The organism is Dankookia sp. P2 (assembly GCF_050632255.1).
Taxonomy (GTDB): domain Bacteria; phylum Pseudomonadota; class Alphaproteobacteria; order Acetobacterales; family Acetobacteraceae; genus Paracraurococcus.
Map to the genome: position 1 here is coordinate 1,371,024 of NZ_CP192581.1, position 17,696 is coordinate 1,388,719.

20 protein-coding genes, 1 tRNA gene and 6 pseudogenes are annotated in these 17,696 nt (G+C 66.3%); 18 read left to right on the forward strand and 9 right to left on the reverse strand.

All coding sequences use genetic code 11. The features are described from left to right. Positions 1-40 precede the first annotated feature (40 nt). The 3 genes and pseudogenes from ACQ86J_RS08215 to ACQ86J_RS08225 form a co-directional block, all read right to left on the reverse strand. A pseudogene (locus ACQ86J_RS08215) lies at positions 41-732 on the reverse strand (RlmE family RNA methyltransferase). Positions 733-818: 86 nt separating this feature from the next. After that, the gene (locus tag ACQ86J_RS08220) at positions 819-1,367 is read right to left on the reverse strand and encodes a Ppx/GppA phosphatase family protein (protein WP_431270737.1); all 549 of its coding nucleotides are present in this window, start codon (positions 1,365-1,367) and stop codon (positions 819-821) included. After that, positions 1,319-1,960: a Ppx/GppA phosphatase family protein gene (locus ACQ86J_RS08225; protein ID WP_431270738.1), complete on the reverse strand. Its 642-nt coding sequence runs from the start codon at positions 1,958-1,960 to the stop codon at positions 1,319-1,321. The genes ACQ86J_RS08220 and ACQ86J_RS08225 overlap by 49 nt, the downstream gene beginning before the upstream one ends. A gap of 214 nt (positions 1,961-2,174) precedes the next feature. On the opposite strand from ACQ86J_RS08225, the gene ACQ86J_RS08230 reads away from it, so the two are divergent. The 6 genes and pseudogenes from ACQ86J_RS08230 to ACQ86J_RS08255 all read left to right on the forward strand — a co-directional run bounded on the left by ACQ86J_RS08230 (position 2,175) and on the right by ACQ86J_RS08255 (position 5,691). Next, a tRNA-Gln gene (locus tag ACQ86J_RS08230) sits at positions 2,175-2,248 on the forward strand. A 74-nt stretch (positions 2,249-2,322) separates the two neighbouring features. Further along, on the forward strand, positions 2,323-2,544 hold the full coding sequence (locus tag ACQ86J_RS08235) for a DUF6538 domain-containing protein (protein WP_431272335.1): 222 nt from the start codon (positions 2,323-2,325) through the stop codon (positions 2,542-2,544). Further along, positions 2,520-3,362 (forward strand): annotated as a pseudogene (locus tag ACQ86J_RS08240) (IS3 family transposase); the annotation flags it as partial. The gene ACQ86J_RS08235 and the pseudogene ACQ86J_RS08240, both read left to right, overlap by 25 nt. 327 nt (positions 3,363-3,689) lie before the next feature. After that, positions 3,690-4,055, forward strand: a pseudogene (locus ACQ86J_RS08245) (SOS response-associated peptidase family protein); the annotation flags it as partial. A 238-nt stretch (positions 4,056-4,293) separates the two neighbouring features. Beyond that, a pseudogene (dinB, locus tag ACQ86J_RS08250) lies at positions 4,294-5,330 on the forward strand (DNA polymerase IV). Continuing rightward, positions 5,305-5,691: a hypothetical protein gene (locus tag ACQ86J_RS08255; RefSeq protein ID WP_431270739.1), complete on the forward strand. Its 387-nt coding sequence runs from the start codon at positions 5,305-5,307 to the stop codon at positions 5,689-5,691. The pseudogene dinB and the gene ACQ86J_RS08255 overlap by 26 nt, the downstream one beginning before the upstream one ends. A gap of 62 nt (positions 5,692-5,753) precedes the next feature. On the opposite strand, the gene ACQ86J_RS08260 is transcribed toward ACQ86J_RS08255, so the two are convergent. Next, positions 5,754-6,104 carry a helix-turn-helix domain-containing protein gene (locus ACQ86J_RS08260; RefSeq protein WP_431270740.1) on the reverse strand — a complete coding sequence of 117 codons (351 nt, stop codon included), beginning with the start codon at positions 6,102-6,104 and terminating at the stop codon, positions 5,754-5,756. A 236-nt stretch (positions 6,105-6,340) separates the two neighbouring features. Between ACQ86J_RS08260 and ACQ86J_RS08265 the strand changes: the two genes are divergently transcribed. After that, positions 6,341-6,622 carry an HU family DNA-binding protein gene (locus ACQ86J_RS08265; protein WP_431270741.1) on the forward strand — a complete coding sequence of 94 codons (282 nt, stop codon included), beginning with the start codon at positions 6,341-6,343 and terminating at the stop codon, positions 6,620-6,622. Between the two features lie 1,125 nt (positions 6,623-7,747). Beyond that, positions 7,748-8,356: a DDE-type integrase/transposase/recombinase gene (locus tag ACQ86J_RS08270; RefSeq protein WP_431270742.1), complete on the forward strand. Its 609-nt coding sequence runs from the start codon at positions 7,748-7,750 to the stop codon at positions 8,354-8,356. On the opposite strand, the gene ACQ86J_RS08275 is transcribed toward ACQ86J_RS08270, so the two are convergent. Beyond that, entirely contained in the window at positions 8,248-8,661 is a 414-nt protein-coding gene (locus tag ACQ86J_RS08275; RefSeq protein WP_431270743.1) for a cupin domain-containing protein, read from the reverse strand. The two genes, ACQ86J_RS08270 and ACQ86J_RS08275, sit on opposite strands and share 109 nt — an antisense overlap. 550 nt (positions 8,662-9,211) lie before the next feature. Here ACQ86J_RS08275 and ACQ86J_RS08280 point away from each other — a divergent pair. Then, complete coding sequence (locus tag ACQ86J_RS08280; RefSeq protein WP_431270744.1) at positions 9,212-10,300, forward strand: methyltransferase; 1,089 nt, start codon at positions 9,212-9,214, stop codon at positions 10,298-10,300. Between the two features lie 392 nt (positions 10,301-10,692). Here the strand turns inward: ACQ86J_RS08280 and ACQ86J_RS08285 are convergent, their stop codons facing one another. The 3 genes from ACQ86J_RS08285 to ACQ86J_RS08295 all read right to left on the reverse strand — a co-directional run bounded on the left by ACQ86J_RS08285 (position 10,693) and on the right by ACQ86J_RS08295 (position 11,752). Further along, entirely contained in the window at positions 10,693-10,941 is a 249-nt protein-coding gene (locus ACQ86J_RS08285) for a dihydrofolate reductase family protein (protein ID WP_431270745.1), read from the reverse strand. Between the two features lie 57 nt (positions 10,942-10,998). Then, complete coding sequence (locus ACQ86J_RS08290; RefSeq protein WP_431270746.1) at positions 10,999-11,157, reverse strand: hypothetical protein; 159 nt, start codon at positions 11,155-11,157, stop codon at positions 10,999-11,001. A gap of 385 nt (positions 11,158-11,542) precedes the next feature. Beyond that, positions 11,543-11,752 (reverse strand): hypothetical protein, encoded by a 210-nt coding sequence (locus tag ACQ86J_RS08295; RefSeq protein ID WP_431270747.1) that lies wholly within the window; start codon positions 11,750-11,752, stop codon positions 11,543-11,545. Positions 11,753-11,934: 182 nt separating this feature from the next. On the opposite strand from ACQ86J_RS08295, the gene ACQ86J_RS08300 reads away from it, so the two are divergent. Beyond that, positions 11,935-12,171: a hypothetical protein gene (locus ACQ86J_RS08300; RefSeq protein ID WP_431270748.1), complete on the forward strand. Its 237-nt coding sequence runs from the start codon at positions 11,935-11,937 to the stop codon at positions 12,169-12,171. On the opposite strand, the gene ACQ86J_RS08305 is transcribed toward ACQ86J_RS08300, so the two are convergent. After that, positions 12,168-12,593 carry a hypothetical protein gene (locus tag ACQ86J_RS08305; RefSeq protein ID WP_431270749.1) on the reverse strand — a complete coding sequence of 142 codons (426 nt, stop codon included), beginning with the start codon at positions 12,591-12,593 and terminating at the stop codon, positions 12,168-12,170. The genes ACQ86J_RS08300 and ACQ86J_RS08305 overlap by 4 nt on opposite strands. A 282-nt stretch (positions 12,594-12,875) precedes the next feature. Between ACQ86J_RS08305 and ACQ86J_RS08310 the strand changes: the two genes are divergently transcribed. The 8 genes and pseudogenes from ACQ86J_RS08310 to ACQ86J_RS08345 all read left to right on the forward strand — a co-directional run bounded on the left by ACQ86J_RS08310 (position 12,876) and on the right by ACQ86J_RS08345 (position 17,528). Further along, complete coding sequence (locus tag ACQ86J_RS08310) at positions 12,876-13,220, forward strand: DUF1206 domain-containing protein (protein ID WP_431270750.1); 345 nt, start codon at positions 12,876-12,878, stop codon at positions 13,218-13,220. Continuing rightward, the gene (locus ACQ86J_RS08315; RefSeq protein WP_431270751.1) at positions 13,217-13,669 is read left to right on the forward strand and encodes a DUF1206 domain-containing protein; all 453 of its coding nucleotides are present in this window, start codon (positions 13,217-13,219) and stop codon (positions 13,667-13,669) included. The genes ACQ86J_RS08310 and ACQ86J_RS08315 overlap by 4 nt, the downstream gene beginning before the upstream one ends. Before the next feature lie 328 nt (positions 13,670-13,997). Beyond that, complete coding sequence (locus ACQ86J_RS08320; RefSeq protein WP_431270752.1) at positions 13,998-14,162, forward strand: alcohol dehydrogenase catalytic domain-containing protein; 165 nt, start codon at positions 13,998-14,000, stop codon at positions 14,160-14,162. Positions 14,163-14,216: 54 nt separating this feature from the next. Next, positions 14,217-14,615, forward strand: coding sequence for a zinc-binding dehydrogenase (locus ACQ86J_RS08325; RefSeq protein ID WP_431270753.1), 399 nt, complete (start codon positions 14,217-14,219; stop codon positions 14,613-14,615). Continuing rightward, positions 14,612-14,809 (forward strand): hypothetical protein, encoded by a 198-nt coding sequence (locus ACQ86J_RS08330; protein ID WP_431270754.1) that lies wholly within the window; start codon positions 14,612-14,614, stop codon positions 14,807-14,809. Before ACQ86J_RS08325 ends, ACQ86J_RS08330 begins: the two co-directional genes overlap by 4 nt. 92 nt (positions 14,810-14,901) lie before the next feature. Next, positions 14,902-15,150: pseudogene (locus ACQ86J_RS08335) on the forward strand (Gfo/Idh/MocA family oxidoreductase); the annotation flags it as partial. A 119-nt stretch (positions 15,151-15,269) separates the two neighbouring features. Beyond that, entirely contained in the window at positions 15,270-15,833 is a 564-nt protein-coding gene (locus tag ACQ86J_RS08340) for a Gfo/Idh/MocA family protein (protein WP_431270755.1), read from the forward strand. Between the two features lie 546 nt (positions 15,834-16,379). Beyond that, positions 16,380-17,528, forward strand: a pseudogene (locus ACQ86J_RS08345) (IS3 family transposase). The last annotated feature ends 168 nt before the right edge of the window (positions 17,529-17,696 follow it).

Genomic DNA, 17,696 nt, shown 5'->3' on the forward strand with positions numbered 1-17,696 from the left:
CTTGGGCGCGGTCGCGGCAAGCGGTCTCGGCGCGGTGCGGCTATGTGCCGGCCACTGGCGGCGACGGGCGGAAGCCGGTGGCGACCACGTAGAGCTCGGCGCTGTCCTTGCGGCTGGCCGGCGGCTTGACGTGCCGCACCACGGCGAAGCGCTGCTTGAGCTGGTCAAGCAGCTGCTTCTCCGTCCCGCCCTGGAAGACCTTGGCGACGAAGGCGCCGCCGGGCGAGACACCTTCAGCGCGAAGTCGAGCGCGAGCTCGGCCAGGGCGATGATGCGCAGGTGGTCGGTGGCATTGTGGCCGGTGGTGTTGGGCGCCATGTCGGAGAGCACCAAGTCGGCCTGGCCGTCCAGCGCCGCCAGCACCGCCTGCTCCGCCGCGGGATCCTGGAAGTCGCCCTGCAGCACGGTCGCGCCGGGGATCGGGTCCATCGCCAGCAGGTCGAGGGCGACCACCTTCCCCGCCTCGCCGATCCGCTGCAGCGCCACCTGGGTCCAGCCGCCCGGCGCGGCGCCGAGATCGACCACCCGGCCGCGCGGCTTCAGCAGGCGCAGCTTGTCGTCGATCTCGACCAGCTTGAAGGCGGCGCGCGAGCGGTAGCCGGCCGCCTGGGCGGCGCGGACATAGGGATCGTTCAGTTGCCGCTCAAGCCACTTCTGGCTGGCGGTGCTGCGCCCCTTGGCGGTCTTCAGGCGCGTGGTGACGTTGCGCCCGCCGGTGGGTGGTCCCTTCATGGATGGTCCGGGTCCTCGTCCGCGCCGTGGGTCTGCGCCCTTGGACGGCGGGCGGCATGGGTTGCGGCCGCGGCCCCGGGCGGGGCTTAGGGGCCGTGTCGCCGGGCGAGGTAGGCCCGGCCGTCGCGCTGCGCAATGCGGTCGGCGCGGATCATCCGCAGCAGCATGCCCTCCCGCAGGCCGCGATCGGCCACCGTCAGGGTGGGCACCGGCCAGACCTTGCGGATGGCGGCATAGACGGCGCAGCCGGGCAGGACGAAATCGACCCGTTCGGGTCCGACGCAGGGATGCGCCGCCAGCCCGGCCCGGCCGAGCGCGAAGAGGTCGCCCAGCGCCTGGTCGGCGACCTCGATATCCAGCACGCGGCCATCGACCAGCGGCCGGCGGTAGCGCGGCAAGGCGAGGGCCACCCCGGCCAGCGTCGTCACGGTGCCGCTGGTGCCGATCAGCCGGACGCCGCCGGCGCGGATCTCCTGACCGATGCAATGCACCCGATCGAAGCGGCGGAGATGCTCGGCCACCTCGTCCACCACCGCGTGGAAGCCTTCCTCGGTGAAGCAGGAGGCGCCGGCGCGTTCCGCCAGCGTCACCACGCCGAGCGGCATGGAGACATAGCCGATGAGCTCGGCTGGCACCTGACAAGGGCCATAGCCGTGCTGGCCAGCCGCCTGCGCCGCCCCGGCGGGGACCGGATCCAGGCGATCTCGGTGCTGCCGCCACCGATGTCGAACAGCAGCGCCCGGCGGTCCTGCTCCTCGAGCAGCGGGGAGCAGGATTCCATCGCCAGTTCCGCCTCCTCCCGCGCCGAGATGATGCGGGGACGCAGGCCGGTCTCGGCCTCGACCCGGGCGAGGAAGGCGGCGCCATTGGTGGCACGGCGGCAGGCCTCGGTCGCCACGGCCTGCAGGTGCCGGACCGGGCGGCGGGCCAGCTTTTCCGCGCAGGCGGCAAGCGCGGCGACGGCGCGATCCATGGCGGTTTCAGACAGCCGGCCGGTGGCGGCCAAGCCTTCCCCCAGCCGGACGATGCGGCTGAAACTGTCGACCACGCGGAAGCCGGCATGGGCCGGGGCGCCGACCAGCAGCCGGCAGTTGTTGGTGCCTAGGTCGAGCGCCGCATAGGCACTGGACGGGGTCCCGCAGCGGGCCGCGTAGGCAGGCGCCGCATAGCCGGGATGCCGCTCGGCGGCGGATCCATGCGGCTCAGCATGCGGCTCTGGCAGCCTCAATGTTGCGGTATCGTCTGGCATCACGCAGGGCTGGCTGGCCCGTCTCCCTTTTCAGCACCGCGTCGGGTTGCGCCACCCATGACGCCGCCACTTCATACATCGTCCTGTAATGTGGGGTGGGGGGCAAGCGCTTTCGACGGGGGGTGGTTGCGGGCCCTCGGACGAAGTGGTAGTGAGCCCGCCCTGCCGCCGAAGAGGCCGGTGGGGTCCCTGCTGGGGGATAGTTTAACGGTAGAACTCCCGACTCTGACTCGGGCAGTCTTGGTTCAGATCCAGGTCCCCCAGCCATCCCACCAGCTACTCCCTGATCCCAGTATTCTTTCCCGGTCTGGCCCGCTCACGCGAGGCCCACCATGTTTGTCATGCTCCCACACGGGTCACATATCGCAAGAAAGCGAGGTGTGTTCTACTATCGGCGGCGGCTCCCAGGCCGAATATGCAGCGAGGTGGCGATCAGCCTCCGCACCCGTCACTTCCGGGAAGCAGAACACCTCGCCAGGGCATTGGACAGGGCGTTCCCCGATGCGTGGAGTCGTGCCGTGAGCGAGGCAGCGGATGCTGGCGTTCAGCGGGCGGCGGCCTGAAGGTCGACCAGGTGAAGCGGCTGAAGCAGGAGAACGCCCGGCTGCGGAAGGCGGTCTCGGACCTGACACTGGAGAAGGTCATCCCGCAGGAAGCCGCGTCGGGAAAATGGCAAGCCCTGCGCGGCGGATGACGAAGCCGAGCTTGACGGCGGGCATCGTCGAGCTGGCGAAGCGCTACGGCCGATACGGCGACCGGCGGATCACGGCGATGCTCGCGGGACGCGGGCCGGTCTGTGAACCACAAGCGAGTAGAGCGGATCTGGCGGCGCCAGGGACTGAAGGTGCCGCAGTGGCAGCCAAGACGTGGCAGGCTTTGGCTGGCGCACGGCTCCTGCATCCGGCTGCGGCCTGAGCGGCCGAACCAGGTCTTGGCCTACGACTGCGTCGAGGGCCGCACCCGGGACGGCCGCAAGTTCCGGATGCTCTGCGTAGTCGACGCGTTCACGCGCGGGGCACTGGCGATCTGGGTCGCGCGCAAGCTCAGCGCAGCGGACCTGATCGACGTGCTGGCTGAGCTGTTCCTGGCCCGTGGGACGCCCGCGCCCATCCGCTCGGACCAGGGCCCGGAGTTCATCGCCGAGGCGGTGAAGGCCTTGATCGCCGGCATTGGCGCGAGGACGGCATGGATCGAGAAGGCGAACCCGTGGGAGAATGGCTCCGTCGCATCCTTCAGCGGCAAGCTGCGCGACGGGCTGCTGAACGGCGAGGCGCTCCACACGCTCCGGGAAGCCCAGGTGCTGATCGGGGAATGGCGGCAGCACAACAACTGGGTGCGGCCGCACTCGTCGCTGGGCTACCGACCACCCGCCCCGGAGACGGTCCCGATGGCCAGGTTGCAGGTCAGCTCAGGAGCAGCCGCGGCAGTCGACCACAAAAATCTTACCTGGACCACCCGATGGGGGCTGGTCAGGCGGCGATCTGCGCCACCGTCATCCGCCACCGCACCCGCACCCGCAGCGCCGTCCGCGAGGTCGGCAGGGCGATGGGCCTCTCTGACGATGTCACGGCCCGGCTGGCCAAGGGCAGCTGGGGCCCGGGCCACGAGATGGGGCTGAGACGCTCGCCGCGGCCGAGGGGTTCGACACCAGCGCCCCCACCTCGCCATGACGCTGGCACTCACCGAAGCGGCCATGGCCCGCTCGGGCATGCCCTCGCCGGCCCTCGCACTGAAGGGCAAGAAGTCCGACCCGGGCGTCACCAATCTCTGCAACGTCAAGTCGCCGCACCGGCGGCGCTGGCTCGACGTCGAGCACCGCTGCATCGTACCCTCCACCAGCTTCTCAGCGCACGAGGTCCTGCCCGACGGCACGCGCCCGCCGGTCTGGTTCGCCTTCGACAAGAGCCGGCCGCTGGCCTGCTTCGCCGGCATCTGGACGCGCTGGACCTCGGTGCGGAAGGTCGAGGAGGGCGAGACGACCAACGACCTCTATGCCTTCCTCACCGCCGACCCGAACCGCGATGTCGGCGCCATCCACCACAGAACCATGCCGGTCATCCTGACCACGCCGGAGGAGATCGACCTCTGGATGAGCGCGCCGGAGGAGGAAGCCCTCGCTTTACAACGGCCGCTGCTGGACGCCTCACTGGTCATCGTGGTCCGTGGTGAGCAGCAGGACGTGGCTCCCGCCGCGCCCGGAGGGTGGAGCCTTGTCCGACGCAGACCCCAAACAGCCACCGATCGCCAGCGCCCTGGAAGGTCAGGGTGCCGGGGCGGCGCCCGTGCGGCCGCGAAAGATCATCCATATCGACATGGACGCGTTCTATGCCTCGGTCGAGCAGCGAGACCATCCCGAACTGCGCGGCAGGCCGGTCGCGGTCGGCGGCTCGCGCGAGCGGGTGTCGTCGCCGCCGCGAGCTACGAGGCAAGGAAGTTCGGCGTTCACTCGGCCATGCCCTCGGTCACCGCCCGACGAAAATGTCCCGAGCTGGTCTTCGTGCCGCCGCGCTTCGAGGTCTACAAGGCGGTGTCGCTGCAGATCCGGGCGATCTTCGCCGAGCACACGCCTCTGATCGAGCCGCTCTCGCTCGACGAGGCCTACCTCGATGTCACCGAGAACCGGCAGGGCATCGCTTCCGCGACCGAGATCGCCCAGCGCATCCGGGCCAGCATCAAGGCCGAGACGGCGCTGACCGCCTCGGCTGGGATCTCCTACAACAAGTTCCTGGCCAAGCTGGCCTCCGACCACCGCAAGCCTGACGGTCTGTTCGTCATCACCCCAAGAATGGGGCCGGCCTTCGTCGAGGCACTTCCGGTCGGCAAATCCCATGGCGTCGGTCCGGCCACCTCGGCCCGGATGAACCAGCTCGGGATCCACAACGGTCTCGACCTGCGGGCGCAAAGCTTGGCGTTCCTGCAGCAGCATTTCGGAAAGGCTGGCGCCTACTTCTACTGGATCGCCCGCGGCGTGGATGAGCGCCCGGTCCGGCCAGACCGGATCCGCAAGTCGGTCGGCGCCGAGAACACCTTCGCCACTGACCTGGTCGCCCTGGACGCCGCCCACGCGGCGCTGCAGCCTATCATCGACAAGGTGTGGAGGTATTGCGAGGGTGCCGGCATCCGCGGCCGGACGGTGACGCTCAAGGTCAAGTATGCCGATTTCAGCCAGGTCACGCGGAGCAGGACCGGAACCGCCCCCGTCTCCAGCCGTGGCGAACTGGAGCAGCTCAGCCTCGCGCTGCTTGAGCCGCTATTTCCGGTCCCAGGGATCCGGCTGCTGGGTGTTACGCTCTCCACCCTGAACAAGGAGGCAGCAGACACCGATGCGCAGTTGCGGCTCATTGTATAGCGAATCGTGGCACCACCGCAACGTGCTTCTTCGGAAAACCTGGATCGACCATGGTATGGCAATACGCCGCGTCCTTGGCCTGCTGACCATCCTGGCACTCTCGACGGCAGCAACCGGTCCAGCTTTCGGCGCCTGCGCCGTCTCGCCCAGGATCAATACGCCCGAAGCGATTGCGGGCGATCTGCAGCGGTCCGGGTGCAAGAGCGGCGACATTGCCACGGTCACGAGTCTTCCTGCCGATGCGGCGGCGCCACTGATCCGGAAGATCTGCACCTTCAATCAGCAGATTGTTGTCGTCCCACGGGAGCCGCGACCGCTGGGAAGTCTGGTCGACCTGCTATGCGTCTACGCACCACGATGAACCGCATATGCCTGAATGCGCAGCTCCGGATATCGCCAACGCAAGCAATACAGCAGGCAGGACTAATCCTGGCGGCTCACCGCCGCGCGCAATCCCGTGCTGCCGTAAGCCAGGATCAGCTTCACCACCACCCGGTGCTTCGCAGCAGGCATGGCCCTGAGTGCCACGAGAACTAAGGCTTCGTCTTGGCGCCGCACCACGGCGTCACGCACGCGACTTGCTCCCCTTGTCACATGCATCGATCGAGAACGAGCGACGATCTTTCCGGCTGATCCGCGCTCAGAGGCGGCGACATCGCCGGACTGCATGCCAAGCAATTTTGTCAGCTGCACCGCCCGATCAGGAGACGGCTTCCAGATGCCCGCTTCATAGTGGCCGATCGCGGCACCGGTCACGCCAAGCCGCTCGCCCACCGCGGCCCGCGACAAACCCAGCTGCAGCCGTGAATCCCGCAGCCTGGATTTCTCGCACGCGCAGCCTTGCTTCGCTTTGCCTTGCGTAATTTGAGTAGACTGTGTCTAGTAGGCAACTTTTGTAGACGGCGCAAGCAAGCCTTCCATGCATCTCGAGGTGGGCTCGATCGCCACGCTTGCTCCGCCGGCCACCAGGTTGTAGCGGAGCATCCTCATCTAGCGAGAGTAGATCACCCATGAACCAGGCCGACCTGATATCCCATGTCGCCGATGCAGCTGGCCTCTCGAAGGCGGACGCCGCCAAGGCCATCGATGCCGTGCTCAGTGCCGTAGCGGACGAGCTCGTCGCCGGCAAGGAAGTGCGGCTGAACGGCTTCGGGATCTTCAGCGCGACCGAACGCGCGGCGCGCGAAGGCCGTAATCCGCAGACCGGTGCGGCAATCCAGATTGCCGCATCCAAGGTGGCCAAGTTCGCTCCGGCGAAGGCGCTGAAGGATCGGCTCAACGGGGCGTCATAGGTCGGTCACGCGGCGCCCATCCGGAGCACGGCAGGGTCGAGATTCACTCACTCGAGTTCTGCGCCAAGACCGACCGGCTCGGACCCCTCTCGGCCTGCCTAGCCGCGACTGCGGAGCCGCACACGCGAGCGACGACAGAGCCTGTATCCTTTGCTCGTCGAGGCTTATCTGGAGAAGACCTCGCCAGGCGATCGGGCATCTCTTCGGCACAACAGCTACGGCTATGGGCATGGCGCGTGAGGGCAATCCGCCTCAAGGCAGGGCAGGAGCATGCCGGCCGGCACGCGGGCCAGGGCGCGTGATCAAGGCCGCGCATTATTCCGGAAAATAGGGTGAATCGCGACATCCATGACAGACGGATCCTCGTCGCCTTCCCCTGGCGCGTGGCTGAAGTCAATTTGCCGCCTGAACGCCTGCGGTGAGGACGCTGACCTTGGGGCAACCCTGCGCGCAGACGAATGCCTTGACCCGGCGACCTCGACGGCTCGGCCTGGCGAAGGCTGGCGCTGCGGGCCATTGACATCCTGTGCCGTGCTCCTGCCCGGAGATGCTCAGGTACAAGCGCATGCAGGAGGACGGCATGGCGCGAGGAGCGCAAAGGAAGTCGTCCAGAAACTGGAGGCTTCCGAAGAACAGCCGCGGCTCATGATGTTGGTGCGAGGAGGATAGGCTGAACCGACGGTGGCAACCGACCGGCGGCCTGTCCAATCGTGACCCGTTCCTGCAATATTCGCATGGTTGACTGGGGTCGCATGATCGGCCGTTCCTTGCGCGGGCGGCACCGGCCAGTAAGCAGCCTTTGTCTGGAGGAATCGCCAGACAGAATGGACGCACCAGCCCCGATCACATCCCTTGCTCCCGCGCCACTGGGCCCCGGGACGTCGAACGGCACTGCCTGTGGCGTAAGGGCGTGAGCAACTCCGTCGTCGCTGGAGGGACTGAAGCGGCTGGACCAGGATGGCGAGATGACGCCCGAGCCCGCCTTCTACCCTGGCCGATGCTTTCCAGCTGAGATCGCCAGCCGCGCCGTATGGCTCCACCACGTCTTCGGCCTGAGCCAGCGCGAAGTGGAGCTCATCCTGTCCGAGCGGGGCATCGCAGTCACCCACGAGATCATTCTGCGAAATGCGACGGCCGCGAAGCAGTTCTTCAAGCGGCGGCTCGTCGGCCTGGAAGTACGAGCCCCGGCGCCTCGTCACCGACGGTCTGCCCAGACACGGCGTGGCCCGGCGCGAGATCCTGCCCGAGGTGCGGCATCGCACCAGTCGCTACCTCAACAACCGCGCCGAGAGTTGGCATCGGCCGACGCGGCGACGAGAGCGGTACCTGCAGCGGTTCATGTCACCCGAACAGGCCCAGCGGTTCCTGTCATCCCACGCCATGATCAACGGCCATTTCCGTGCGCGGCGGCACCTGATGGCCGCAACACGGTACCGGCGCCCTCCGGGTGTGGCGGCAGAAGACGTGCGTTCAGACGGCAGCTTGAGGGCGAGGACAACTGCCCAGCCCGCTTCGGCGCGCAGTCTGGCCCAACAACTTGGCAATGCCGTCACAAACCATGAGCGGACTACTGCATATGCAGCCCGAGGCAGCGGGCCAAGCTGCCTCAGACCATTCGACCCGCACTATGCCGGCGAGGCGGCGGGCTTGCCCTTCTCGACGGTGAGGGTGCCAGTGATCTTCGTAACCGTCGGCCCATTCTTGGCGCTGTGGCGGACCCCTTGCGGCACCTGAAAGCCGACGCCCGGCTTCAACTCAATCGGGTCTCGTCCTTCGAGGTACAGCATTCCCGTGCCCTCCATGACATAGCCGGTCTCAATCCCCGGGTGCACGTGCCGCTCGACATCCGAGTTCGGTGGCACTTCGACGACGACTTGGATGACCACATGGGTACCGCCAGGAAGCTCGGTCTGGTTCAGGACTGTGCGGGTTAGCCCCTTGCTCTGGACCTGCGGCGCTTGCTGCGCCTCGACCTCGGACGCTATCAGACTTGCTGCGCTGCAAATCCAGCACGCGGAGAACAGCCGTCGCGTCAGCATCGTTGTTCCTCCCTTGACCTTCTCCCGGCGATGCATTGGGAAGGTTCAAGGCCCGCCGCACAAGCGATGCTTCAAACGAAGTATGAGATCGCCTCTTTTTTTGCAACACCATGTGTGGCATCGGACCCAGCGGCTTGGGAAGTAGACCTTCGGCTGTGGAATCGCCGCTGGCCGGAGCCGTAAGGACGCAAGGTTGGCTCTGGGTCAAACTCGACTTCTTTCGCGCTCCTCCTGCACTACCCACCAAACAAAGGGCATCTCTTCGCACCCGCACACCACATCTTCCGCGGGCGCTGGCCGAGCACAGGGGGGCCGAGGGACGGGCGGGTGCGTGGACTCACACGACGGTCGCGCGGGTGCTGGTGCGGGCGGCGTTTTGACCTCTCCTGTCGAGGCGAGGAAAGCGGACTCCTGGCGACGGCATGCGGTATGAACGATCCGGGTGCAAGGATGGCGACCCTTCTGGGCAGTTGCCGCACCCCAATGTGGGGGTCGACCACCGAGGCGCCTTTCGTCATCTTTCGCTGGCGCGCCAGGGAGTGCACGATCCATGGTTGGCAACCAGTCCCACGAGACGGCCGCGACCGGGATTTCCGGCGGGGTTGCGTTGAAGGACGCCAGGACCACGACCGCTCACTCGGCCGAGTTGATGCGACTGATCAACGGGTATCAGGTTTCTCAAGCTCTGCACGTCGCTGCCACGCTCGGCGTGGCGGACCACCTGAAGGATGGCCCGCAGCCGAGCGACGCCTTGGCCCAGGCCTGCAGCGCACATCCGGCGTCGCTTTACCGGCTGCTGCGAGCCCTGGCCGCGATCGGCGTCTTCCACGAGGCTGAGGGCCGGCGCTTCTCGCTCACACCGTTCGGCACCTGCCTCACCGACGATGCCCTGGGCTCGCGGCGCGACTACGCGCGCTGGATCGGGACGCCCGGCATGTGGCAGTCGTGGGGCAACCTGCTGCACGGCGTTCTTACCGGAGAAGGCGTGACCCGGTTCACCTGCGGGGTGGACGCCTGGACCTACCGCGACCAACATCCTGAGGAGCGGGCTCTGTTCGACGCCGCGATGACGGCCCTCTCGCGCACCGAGGCGCAGGCGGTGACGGAGGCCTACGACTTCGGCAGGTTCGGCTGCATCGTTGATGTCGGCGGCGGCGAGGGCTACCTGCTGAAAGCCATCTTGCTCGCCTGTCCCGAAGCCCGTGGCATCCTGTTCGACCAGCCGCAGGTTACCGCCACGGCGGCGGGGGTCTTTGCCTCGGCCGGCTTGGCGCAACGCTGCCAAGTCGCCGCGGGCGATTTCTTCCAAGCCGTTCCCGGTGCGGGGGACGCCTACATCATGAAGTCCGTCCTGCACGACTGGGGCGAATGCGAGGCGACCGAGATCCTGCGCAGTTGCCGCCGCGCCATGCCAGCGACAGCGATGCTACTCGCGATCGAACGGGTCGTTGGGCCGCCCAACCAGGACCCGAGCGGCAATTCCTTCGACCTGAACATGCTCGTGCAGTACGGCGCCTCGGAGCGCACGGCTCAGGAGTTTCAGGCGCTCCTGAACAGCAGCGGCTTCGACCTTGTCGAGGTCATCCCAACCCACTCGCCACTAAGTATCATCGTTGGGCGGCCGGCGCCGGCCGCGTGACGACGAGGAGCCCTGTCCGGGGCTGCGAAGTGTTGCAACGGGTCGACCTTGGACTCTTTCGGCCTCCTTTTCCGCCATCCATCCAACGAAGAGCAGCTTCCGCGGTCCCTGTACAACAGCGCCCGGTGCAGGCCGATGGAGGTACAGCCGGACATCGCTCATACTCAGAACTGCGCGGCGATCGTCCGGGCGCTGACCGAGCAAGAAGCGTCGATGCCAAGGGGCTCGGGTGCGTGGACCCACGCAACTGTGGCGAGGGTGACGGCGCGGTCGACCGGCGATTAGCATCCGTCTTCAACGTCGGCTCGGTGTTGGGTCGGGTCAGGCCATGCCCTCATAGACGAGATGTACCGCGCCCTTTGTATTGGCCTCACCCTTGACGAGCCGAAGCTTCAGCTCGCCCCCGCGTACTGGAAAAGCAGGATGCCCTTGCCCAGAATGACAGAGATCATCGCTAGCTCGTGCACGTCGAGCTTGCCGATCGCGACTTGGGACTGAACCACTCGGCCTCCGCCCTCGATCCAAATGCGGCAGTATCCTTGGGCCTCGAGTTCAGCGGCGATCTCGGATATGTCGCCGGCGCGGGCTTCCAGCCCGGTCGGTGGCGGGTCGTCCAGCGACCGGGTCGTCAGGACTACCATGTGCTTGCCGGAATACGGCCAATCGCCAAGGCGCCGAACCGCGTCGTACGTCCCAGGTCACATCAGGATCGCGTCGACACCGGTGAGGAAGGCATCGAACCCAAGGTCTTCAGCTGGGTCATCCGTCGCCAACCAGTCATCGACAGACCCGTCCGGGCGGGTGATTTTGCCGTCTGGCGAGCCGGCGACGTGGCAGTGCCAGGCTGTGTAACCCATGCTTTCCGCTCCTACGAGCGCCCCCTTGTTCGACGATTCCGTCAACAAGCACCGCAGAGCGCTCCAATGTCCCGCTATGCACTGACCGACGACGAATGTCCCCGCCTCGCGCCGCCTGTGCGAACCAAGCCCACCTTCGTCAACGGCAACAAAGGCGGCGTCCAAGCGGCTGTACGCAGCGTTACATTCTGCCCTGATGCAGCGGCAATCCGGCCCCGATCACGCCGTCACCTGGGTGCCACCATGCCTCCTCGGACATCCAGTAGGAGGACACGGTGCGTAGCCTTCTCGTTGCAGCCGCTCTCGGTCTCGGAATACTTCACGGTCGGTACCACGACCGACACTGCGGCCGCGGCATCGTTCCGCGACAGGTCGCCAGCGAGCTTCACTCAGGAAGTGACGCCGGTGCACTACCAACGTGGTTATGCCGGTCAAGGTTATCATTACCAGCACTATGTGCCGCCACCGCGACATCACTGGCATCGCTATGCACCACCGCCCCGCCACTCCTGGCGCCACAGCCGGCCATACCAGTACGGATCGCGCTACTGAGCGCTTCAAAGATGTAGGTTTGATCGGCGCCGAGCAGTACCATTCCTGGCTCGGCGCCGAACCCGACCTGTTCACCACCGAGCAACGGCTTCTAGTCGGTGGTGAGCAGCTTTGTGGTCGGCGATGCGCCAGTCGGCGACGCCGAATTCTTGCCGATCGAATAGCCTCGCCCAGCTTTCTGTCGGCTCCTTGGCCTCGGATCTGCGCGCGCTCCGCCAAATCATCTTGTCCAGCAAGCTGTCCGACCAGCGCCCGCGTATCGACCATATCGTCATGGTTGCCGGCCGGAGAGGTCAGCAGCCCGGCCTCGAAATCCTTCCGCCACGGCGCGTGCCGCAGCAGGTGCCCACCTTGCTGGGCCGGCCCGAGGACGCCATCGTTGCACAGGTAGATGACGGTGCCGGCTGGGCCATACACGCCGTCGGCGCCTTTTTGCTGCGCTCGAGAATCGCAGGCCTTTAGGTCAGCGTGCTGGAGCAGATCGGACGCACAAGCAGGGTGCCAAGGGCTCCTATATGGTCGACCGCGTAGCCGAGAATGGCTGAGCGGGCCTTGCCAAGTTGTTGGGTCAGAGTGCGCGCCGAAGCGGGCTGGGCAGTTGTCCTCGCCCTCAAGCTGCCGTCTGAACGCACGTCTTCTGCCGCCACACCCGGAGGGCGCCGGTACCGTGTTGCGGCCATCAGGTGCCGCCGCGCACGAAAATGGCCGTAGATCATGGCGTGGGATGACAAGAACCGCTGGGCCTGTTCGGGTGACATGAACCGCTGCAGGTACCGCTCTCGCCGCCGTGTCGGCCGATTCCACTCGGCGCGTTTGTTAGGATAGCGACTGGTGCGATGCCGCACCTCGGGCGTCATCTCGCCATCCTGGTCCAGCCGCTTCATTCCCTCCAGCGACGACGAAGTTGCTCATGCTCATTCGGATGAGTCCCAGGCGATACTGAACACTCCCTCGTTGGCGCCGAGCCCCGCTGGAGGTCACTCTCCACGAAGGCCGGTCAGCCAAGACTGGTGTGCTCTGCCCGCTTTGCCTCGACCAGCCGCATGACAGAGGCTCGTGAGGGCAGCAGCATACGGCGCCTCGCTCGACCAAAGCTCCTGACCTCTCGGAACCGAACCGGACCATCCCCGTTTCGGCTTCGCCGGTACACAGATGGATCTGGTTCGATGTTGGGCGCCCGCCGCAGCCGCCTGGAGCCGTTCGCTCGCCTCGAATATGTGGCCCGTGGTGTTGTGAACCTACTGACCGGCTTCTTGGCCCTACTCGCGACCTGTGGTCAGGTTGGCGGCGCGATGGGCACGAAAGGCGCGTTGCAGACACTGCTTTTCCAGCCCCTTGGCGCTGCTCTCCTCCTGCTCGTGGCGCTTGGGCTGTCCGGTTTTGCTCTCTGGCGCGTCTTTCAGTCGCTCCTGGACGCCGACGGGCTTGGCCGCACACCGCGCGCTAGGTCGTCCGCTTTGGTCAGATGGTCTTCGCCCTTGCCAATACTGGGCTTGGTGTGTCCGCCATGAGCCTCCCTTTCGGCTTGGGAACCGGTGGCGGGGAGGCGCAGTCGGCGCGCGGCTGGACGCGGTGGTTGCTCGCGCAGCCCTCCGGTCGTTGGCTCGCCACCGCCATCGGTCTGGCGATCATCGGCGCAGACCTCGGCATGGGGCACAAGGCATGGTCTGGCTCCTTCGCGCGGCACCTTGCTTGCGACCGAGCCACAGCGACCTGCGTGATACCTCTCGGCCGGCTGGGCCATGCCGCCCGCGCCGTCGTGTTCCTGGTCATCGGTGGCTTCCTCATGCGCGCCGCCTACGAAGTAGACCCTAGCGAGGCGCACGGCCTTGGTGGCGCACTGGCGGCGTCCACCCTCGCAGCCTTCGGCACCTTTGAATTCGCCAAGGCGCTATGCCGGTGTATCGACACGCCCGACGAACGCGGCGTCCTCGGCGCAGCCAGAGCCCGCATGGCGTGATGCATCGCCGATGAGAGGACACGGGCAGCAAGTGCCTCGCAACCTTCGGTATTCTCGCGGAGCCCGGAAAGGCTTGCGGTGTTCCTTCTGGGCCCAGGAGATGAGGTCCCGCTACGCGGGGCGACGATCGTGCAGAACGAGTGGTTGAGCAGGAGGTGAGCAGGATGCGTGCTGTGGGGACAATGCGGGCCGCGGTCCTGACCGGGCCAGGACGAGTGCGGATGGAGGAGGTCGCGATCCCGCAGCCTGCGGCCGGGCAGGTCCGCATCCGGCTGGAAGGCTGCGGCGTCTGTGCATCCAATCTCACCCCTGGGCTGGACCGGAGTGGATGCAGTTTCCCACTGCACCTGGCTCGCTCGGGCATGAGGGCTGGGGGGTGGTGGACGCTGTTGGGGAGGCTGTGGGGGCGCTGTCGGTCGGTGATCGGGTCGCTGCCCTCTCCTACAACAGCTATGCAGAGTATGATGTAGCCGACGCTGGGGCGGTGATCTGACTTCCGCGCTCAATGGCTGAGTCCCCCTTCCCCGGCGAGCCCCTCGGCTGCGCCATGAACATTTTTCGAAGAAGCGAGATCAAGGCGGGGCAGACCGTCGCCATCGTTGGGATCGGTTTCCTCGGCGCTATCCTCACCCGACTGGCCACCGATGCCGGCGCGCGGGTGATCGCCATCTCGCGGCGCCCGTTCTCGCTCGACCTGGCCAGGCAAATGGGTGCGGCCGAGACCATCCCGATGGACGACCATCACGCAATCATCGGGCAGGTGAAGGCGCTGACCGGCGGCAGCCTTTGCGATCGCGTTATCGAGGCCGTTGGCAAGCAATGGCCTCTAGATCTCGCTGCGAGAGCTGGACACGGGAACGCGGCCGTCTCATTGTCGCCGGCTACCACCAGGACGGACCGCGGCAGGTCAACATGTGGCTTTGGAATTGGCGCGGCCTGGACGTGATCAATGCGCATGAGCGCGATCTGAAGGTCTATGTGCAAGGAATCCGCGAAGCTGTAGACGCCGTCGCGTCCGGCCGGCTCGATCCATCGCCGCTTTACACGCACCGCTTCCCGCTAGAGCGGCTGGGGGAGGCTCTCGACGCCACGCGCGACAGACCGGACGGCTTCCTCAAAGCGCTGGTCATTCCTAAATGACACAGATCCCGACCGACAGGCTACCGGAGCGGCCAGCCCTCGCGCGCCCGCGCCTCGGCTTTCTCGGTGTCGGCTGGATTGGCCGCCATAGGATGAAGGCTATTCTCGAGACGAACGCGATCGAGGTCGCAGCCGTCGCTGAACCTTCGCTTGAGATGGCCAAAGAGGCTCACCGGCTGGCGCCTGAAGCGAAGCTGGTCGCTACACTGGACGATCTCCTGGACGAGCAGGTAGACGGAGTCGTGATCGCCACACCGAGCGCGTTGCATGCGGAGCAGTCCGTCCGGGCGCTCGAGCGCGGCGCCGGAGTGTTCTGCCAGAAGCCACTTGGGCGGACAGCGGCGGAAGCACGAGCCGTGGTCAATGCGGCCCGCAAGGCGGACCGGCTCTTGGCTGTCGATCTCTCTTACCGCTTCACGGAAGGGATGCAGCGCATCCGCGAGGTCGTTCAGTCCGGGGGTTGGGACGCATCTATGCGGTCGACCTTGTCTTCCACAACGCCTATGGCCCCGACAAGCCCTGGTTCTATGATCCCGCGCTTTCGGGTGGCGGCTGCGTCATGGACCTTGGTGTTCACCTGGTCGACCTCGCGCTATGGACGCTGGACTTCCCGAGCGTCAGTAATGTCACAAGTAAATTGTTCAGGGACGGCGAACCGCTCGGTCTCGAACCAGACCGCGTAGAGGACTACGCCGTGGCGACGCTGGAGCTGTCCACGGGCGCCGTTGTGCGGCTCGCCTGCTCCTGGCACCTCCAAGCGGGGTGTGATGCGGTCATCTCCGCGTCCTTTTTTGGAACAGAGGGTGGCGCGGCGTTGCGTAATGTGAATGGGTCCTTCTATGACTTTGTCGCTGAGCGATACCGTGGCACCGCGCGCGACGGACTGGCGGAACCGCCAGACGAGTGGGGCGGACGTGCGGCAGCGGACTGGGCGAGGCGGCTCGCCAATGGAGACCGGTTTGACATCGCGGCGGAGCGGCTTGTGGAGATTGCTGGCGTGTTGGACCGCCTATACGGGCGCTAGCCTATGACACTTCCGCTTGGCGACCGGGAACAGGCTGGCACATCGGCCCTGATGTAAGATGCGATGCATACCCGGAGGCTCACTTCATCAGGCCTGAGCTACGGGAGCTCGCGTTTCGAATCGCCTGCGCACTCCGCACGGCTAAGCCAGAGCCTCTGCGCGTGGAGCTTCGGCATCAGTCTCCGGACAACGCCTTCCATTCTATCAAGGCGGTGATCAACGAGTGCCGCGACGCTGGATCTCAAGTTGGAGAGCGTCAGCGTCGATCGGTATGTGGCAGTGGCGCTGCATGGACCGTTCGGCCGGCGAATCTGGGTCCACGACGGAGTCCGTCTCAAGCTCGATGACGCTTTGTTCTAACAAGTCGACTTCTATCGGCCGGCATGAACGGACGCTCAAGCACACGGGGTAGTCGCTGTGCGGTTGCAAAGCGAAACAGCCGGCGCGGCAGGACGGCCGGATCAGATATGTCATGGTTCCAGCTGACCTTCCCCCGTAGAAGTAGTCCGTTGGTAAGGTAGTCCGGCGGCTACGGAGGAGGTTTGGATGGCGCCGAGGAAGGCGCACACGCCGGAGGAGATCGTCGCCAAGCTGCGGCAGGTCGAGGTTCTGGTAGGTCAGGGCAAGTCGGTGGCCGAGGCGGTCCGATCGATCGGGGTCACGGAGCCGAACTACTACCGCTGGCAGTCGGAGTACGGCGGCCTGAAGGTGGACCAGGTGAAGCGGTTGAAGGAGTTGGAACGCGAGAACGTCCGGCGGCGGTTGGAAGTCTCGGACCTGACGCTGGAGAAGGTCATTCTGAAGGAAGCCGCTTCAGGAGAATGGTGAGCCCTGCGCGGCGGTGGGCCTGTGTCGACCATGTGGTGCGCGAGCTCGGGGTGTCCGAGCGGCGGGCGTGCAAGGTGCTGGGGCAGCAGCGCTCGACGCAGCGGAAGGCGCCGCGCGGGGCAGGTGATGAGGCCCTGCTGACAGCTGACATCGTCGAACTGGCGACGCGCTACGGCCGGTATGGCTATTGCCGGATCACGGCGCTGCTGCGGGATGCGGGCTGGTCGGTGAACCGCAAGCGCGTCGAGCGGATCTGGCGACGCGAGGGGTGAGGTGCCGCAGCGGCCGCCAAAGCGCGGCAGGCTGTGGCTGGCGGACGGCTCCTGCATCCGGCTGCGGCCGGAGCGGCCGAACCACGTCTGGGCCTGCGATTTTGTCGAGGACCGAACCCGGGACGGGCGGAAGTTCCGGATGCTATGCGTAGTCGACGAGTTCACCCGCGAGGCGCTGGCGATCCGCGTCGCACGCAAGCTCAGCGCACCGGACGTGATCGACATGCTGGCCGACCTGTTCCTGGCGCATGGGACGCCTGCGCATATCCGCTCAAACCAAGGGCCGGAGTTCATCGCCGAGGCGGTAGAGGTCTGGATCACCGCCATTGGCGCGAATGCGGCGTAGATCGAGAAGGCAAGCCGCTGGGAGAATGGCTAGGTTGAATTCTTCAACGGCAAGCTGCGCGACGAGCTGCTGAACGGCGAGCTGTTCAACACGCTCAGGGAAGCCCAGGTGCTGATTGAGGAATGACGGCAGCATTACAACCGGGTCAGGCCGCACGCGTCGCTGGGGTATCGCCCGCCCGCGCCGGAGACAGCGTCCATGACCAGGTCGCACCTCAGCTCGGGAGCGGCTGCAGCGGCGGTCCACTAGAATCCCACCCCGACCACTCAATGGGGCCGGTCAGGCGTGCGTGATGGGCTGGGCCTACGCGAGGAATTCTGGAGATCGCCGCGTTTGCTGAACGGCGCAGCTCAGATGCACCGATGCAGCGCAACCTCATGGTCGCATAAAGGCGGGGAGCGGACCTGTGGCCGGGCA

Coding starts and splice junctions, on each gene's coding strand:
- ACQ86J_RS08235 (WP_431272335.1), top strand. CDS start 2,323: ATGCTCCCACACGGGTCACATATCGCAAGAAAGCGAGGTGTGTTCTAC.
- ACQ86J_RS08255 (WP_431270739.1), top strand. CDS start 5,305: ATGCGCAGTTGCGGCTCATTGTATAGCGAATCGTGGCACCACCGCAAC.
- ACQ86J_RS08275 (WP_431270743.1), bottom strand. CDS start 8,661: ATGCTGACGCGACGGCTGTTCTCCGCGTGCTGGATTTGCAGCGCAGCA.
- ACQ86J_RS08305 (WP_431270749.1), bottom strand. CDS start 12,593: ATGAAGCGGCTGGACCAGGATGGCGAGATGACGCCCGAGGTGCGGCAT.
- ACQ86J_RS08290 (WP_431270746.1), bottom strand. CDS start 11,157: ATGGGTTACACAGCCTGGCACTGCCACGTCGCCGGCTCGCCAGACGGC.
- ACQ86J_RS08280 (WP_431270744.1), top strand. CDS start 9,212: ATGGTTGGCAACCAGTCCCACGAGACGGCCGCGACCGGGATTTCCGGC.
- ACQ86J_RS08315 (WP_431270751.1), top strand. CDS start 13,217: ATGAGCCTCCCTTTCGGCTTGGGAACCGGTGGCGGGGAGGCGCAGTCG.
- ACQ86J_RS08320 (WP_431270752.1), top strand. CDS start 13,998: ATGCAGTTTCCCACTGCACCTGGCTCGCTCGGGCATGAGGGCTGGGGG.
- ACQ86J_RS08270 (WP_431270742.1), top strand. CDS start 7,748: ATGCGACGGCCGCGAAGCAGTTCTTCAAGCGGCGGCTCGTCGGCCTGG.
- ACQ86J_RS08265 (WP_431270741.1), top strand. CDS start 6,341: ATGAACCAGGCCGACCTGATATCCCATGTCGCCGATGCAGCTGGCCTC.
- ACQ86J_RS08325 (WP_431270753.1), top strand. CDS start 14,217: ATGAACATTTTTCGAAGAAGCGAGATCAAGGCGGGGCAGACCGTCGCC.
- ACQ86J_RS08295 (WP_431270747.1), bottom strand. CDS start 11,752: ATGGTACTGCTCGGCGCCGATCAAACCTACATCTTTGAAGCGCTCAGT.
- ACQ86J_RS08285 (WP_431270745.1), bottom strand. CDS start 10,941: ATGGTAGTCCTGACGACCCGGTCGCTGGACGACCCGCCACCGACCGGG.
- ACQ86J_RS08310 (WP_431270750.1), top strand. CDS start 12,876: ATGTTGGGCGCCCGCCGCAGCCGCCTGGAGCCGTTCGCTCGCCTCGAA.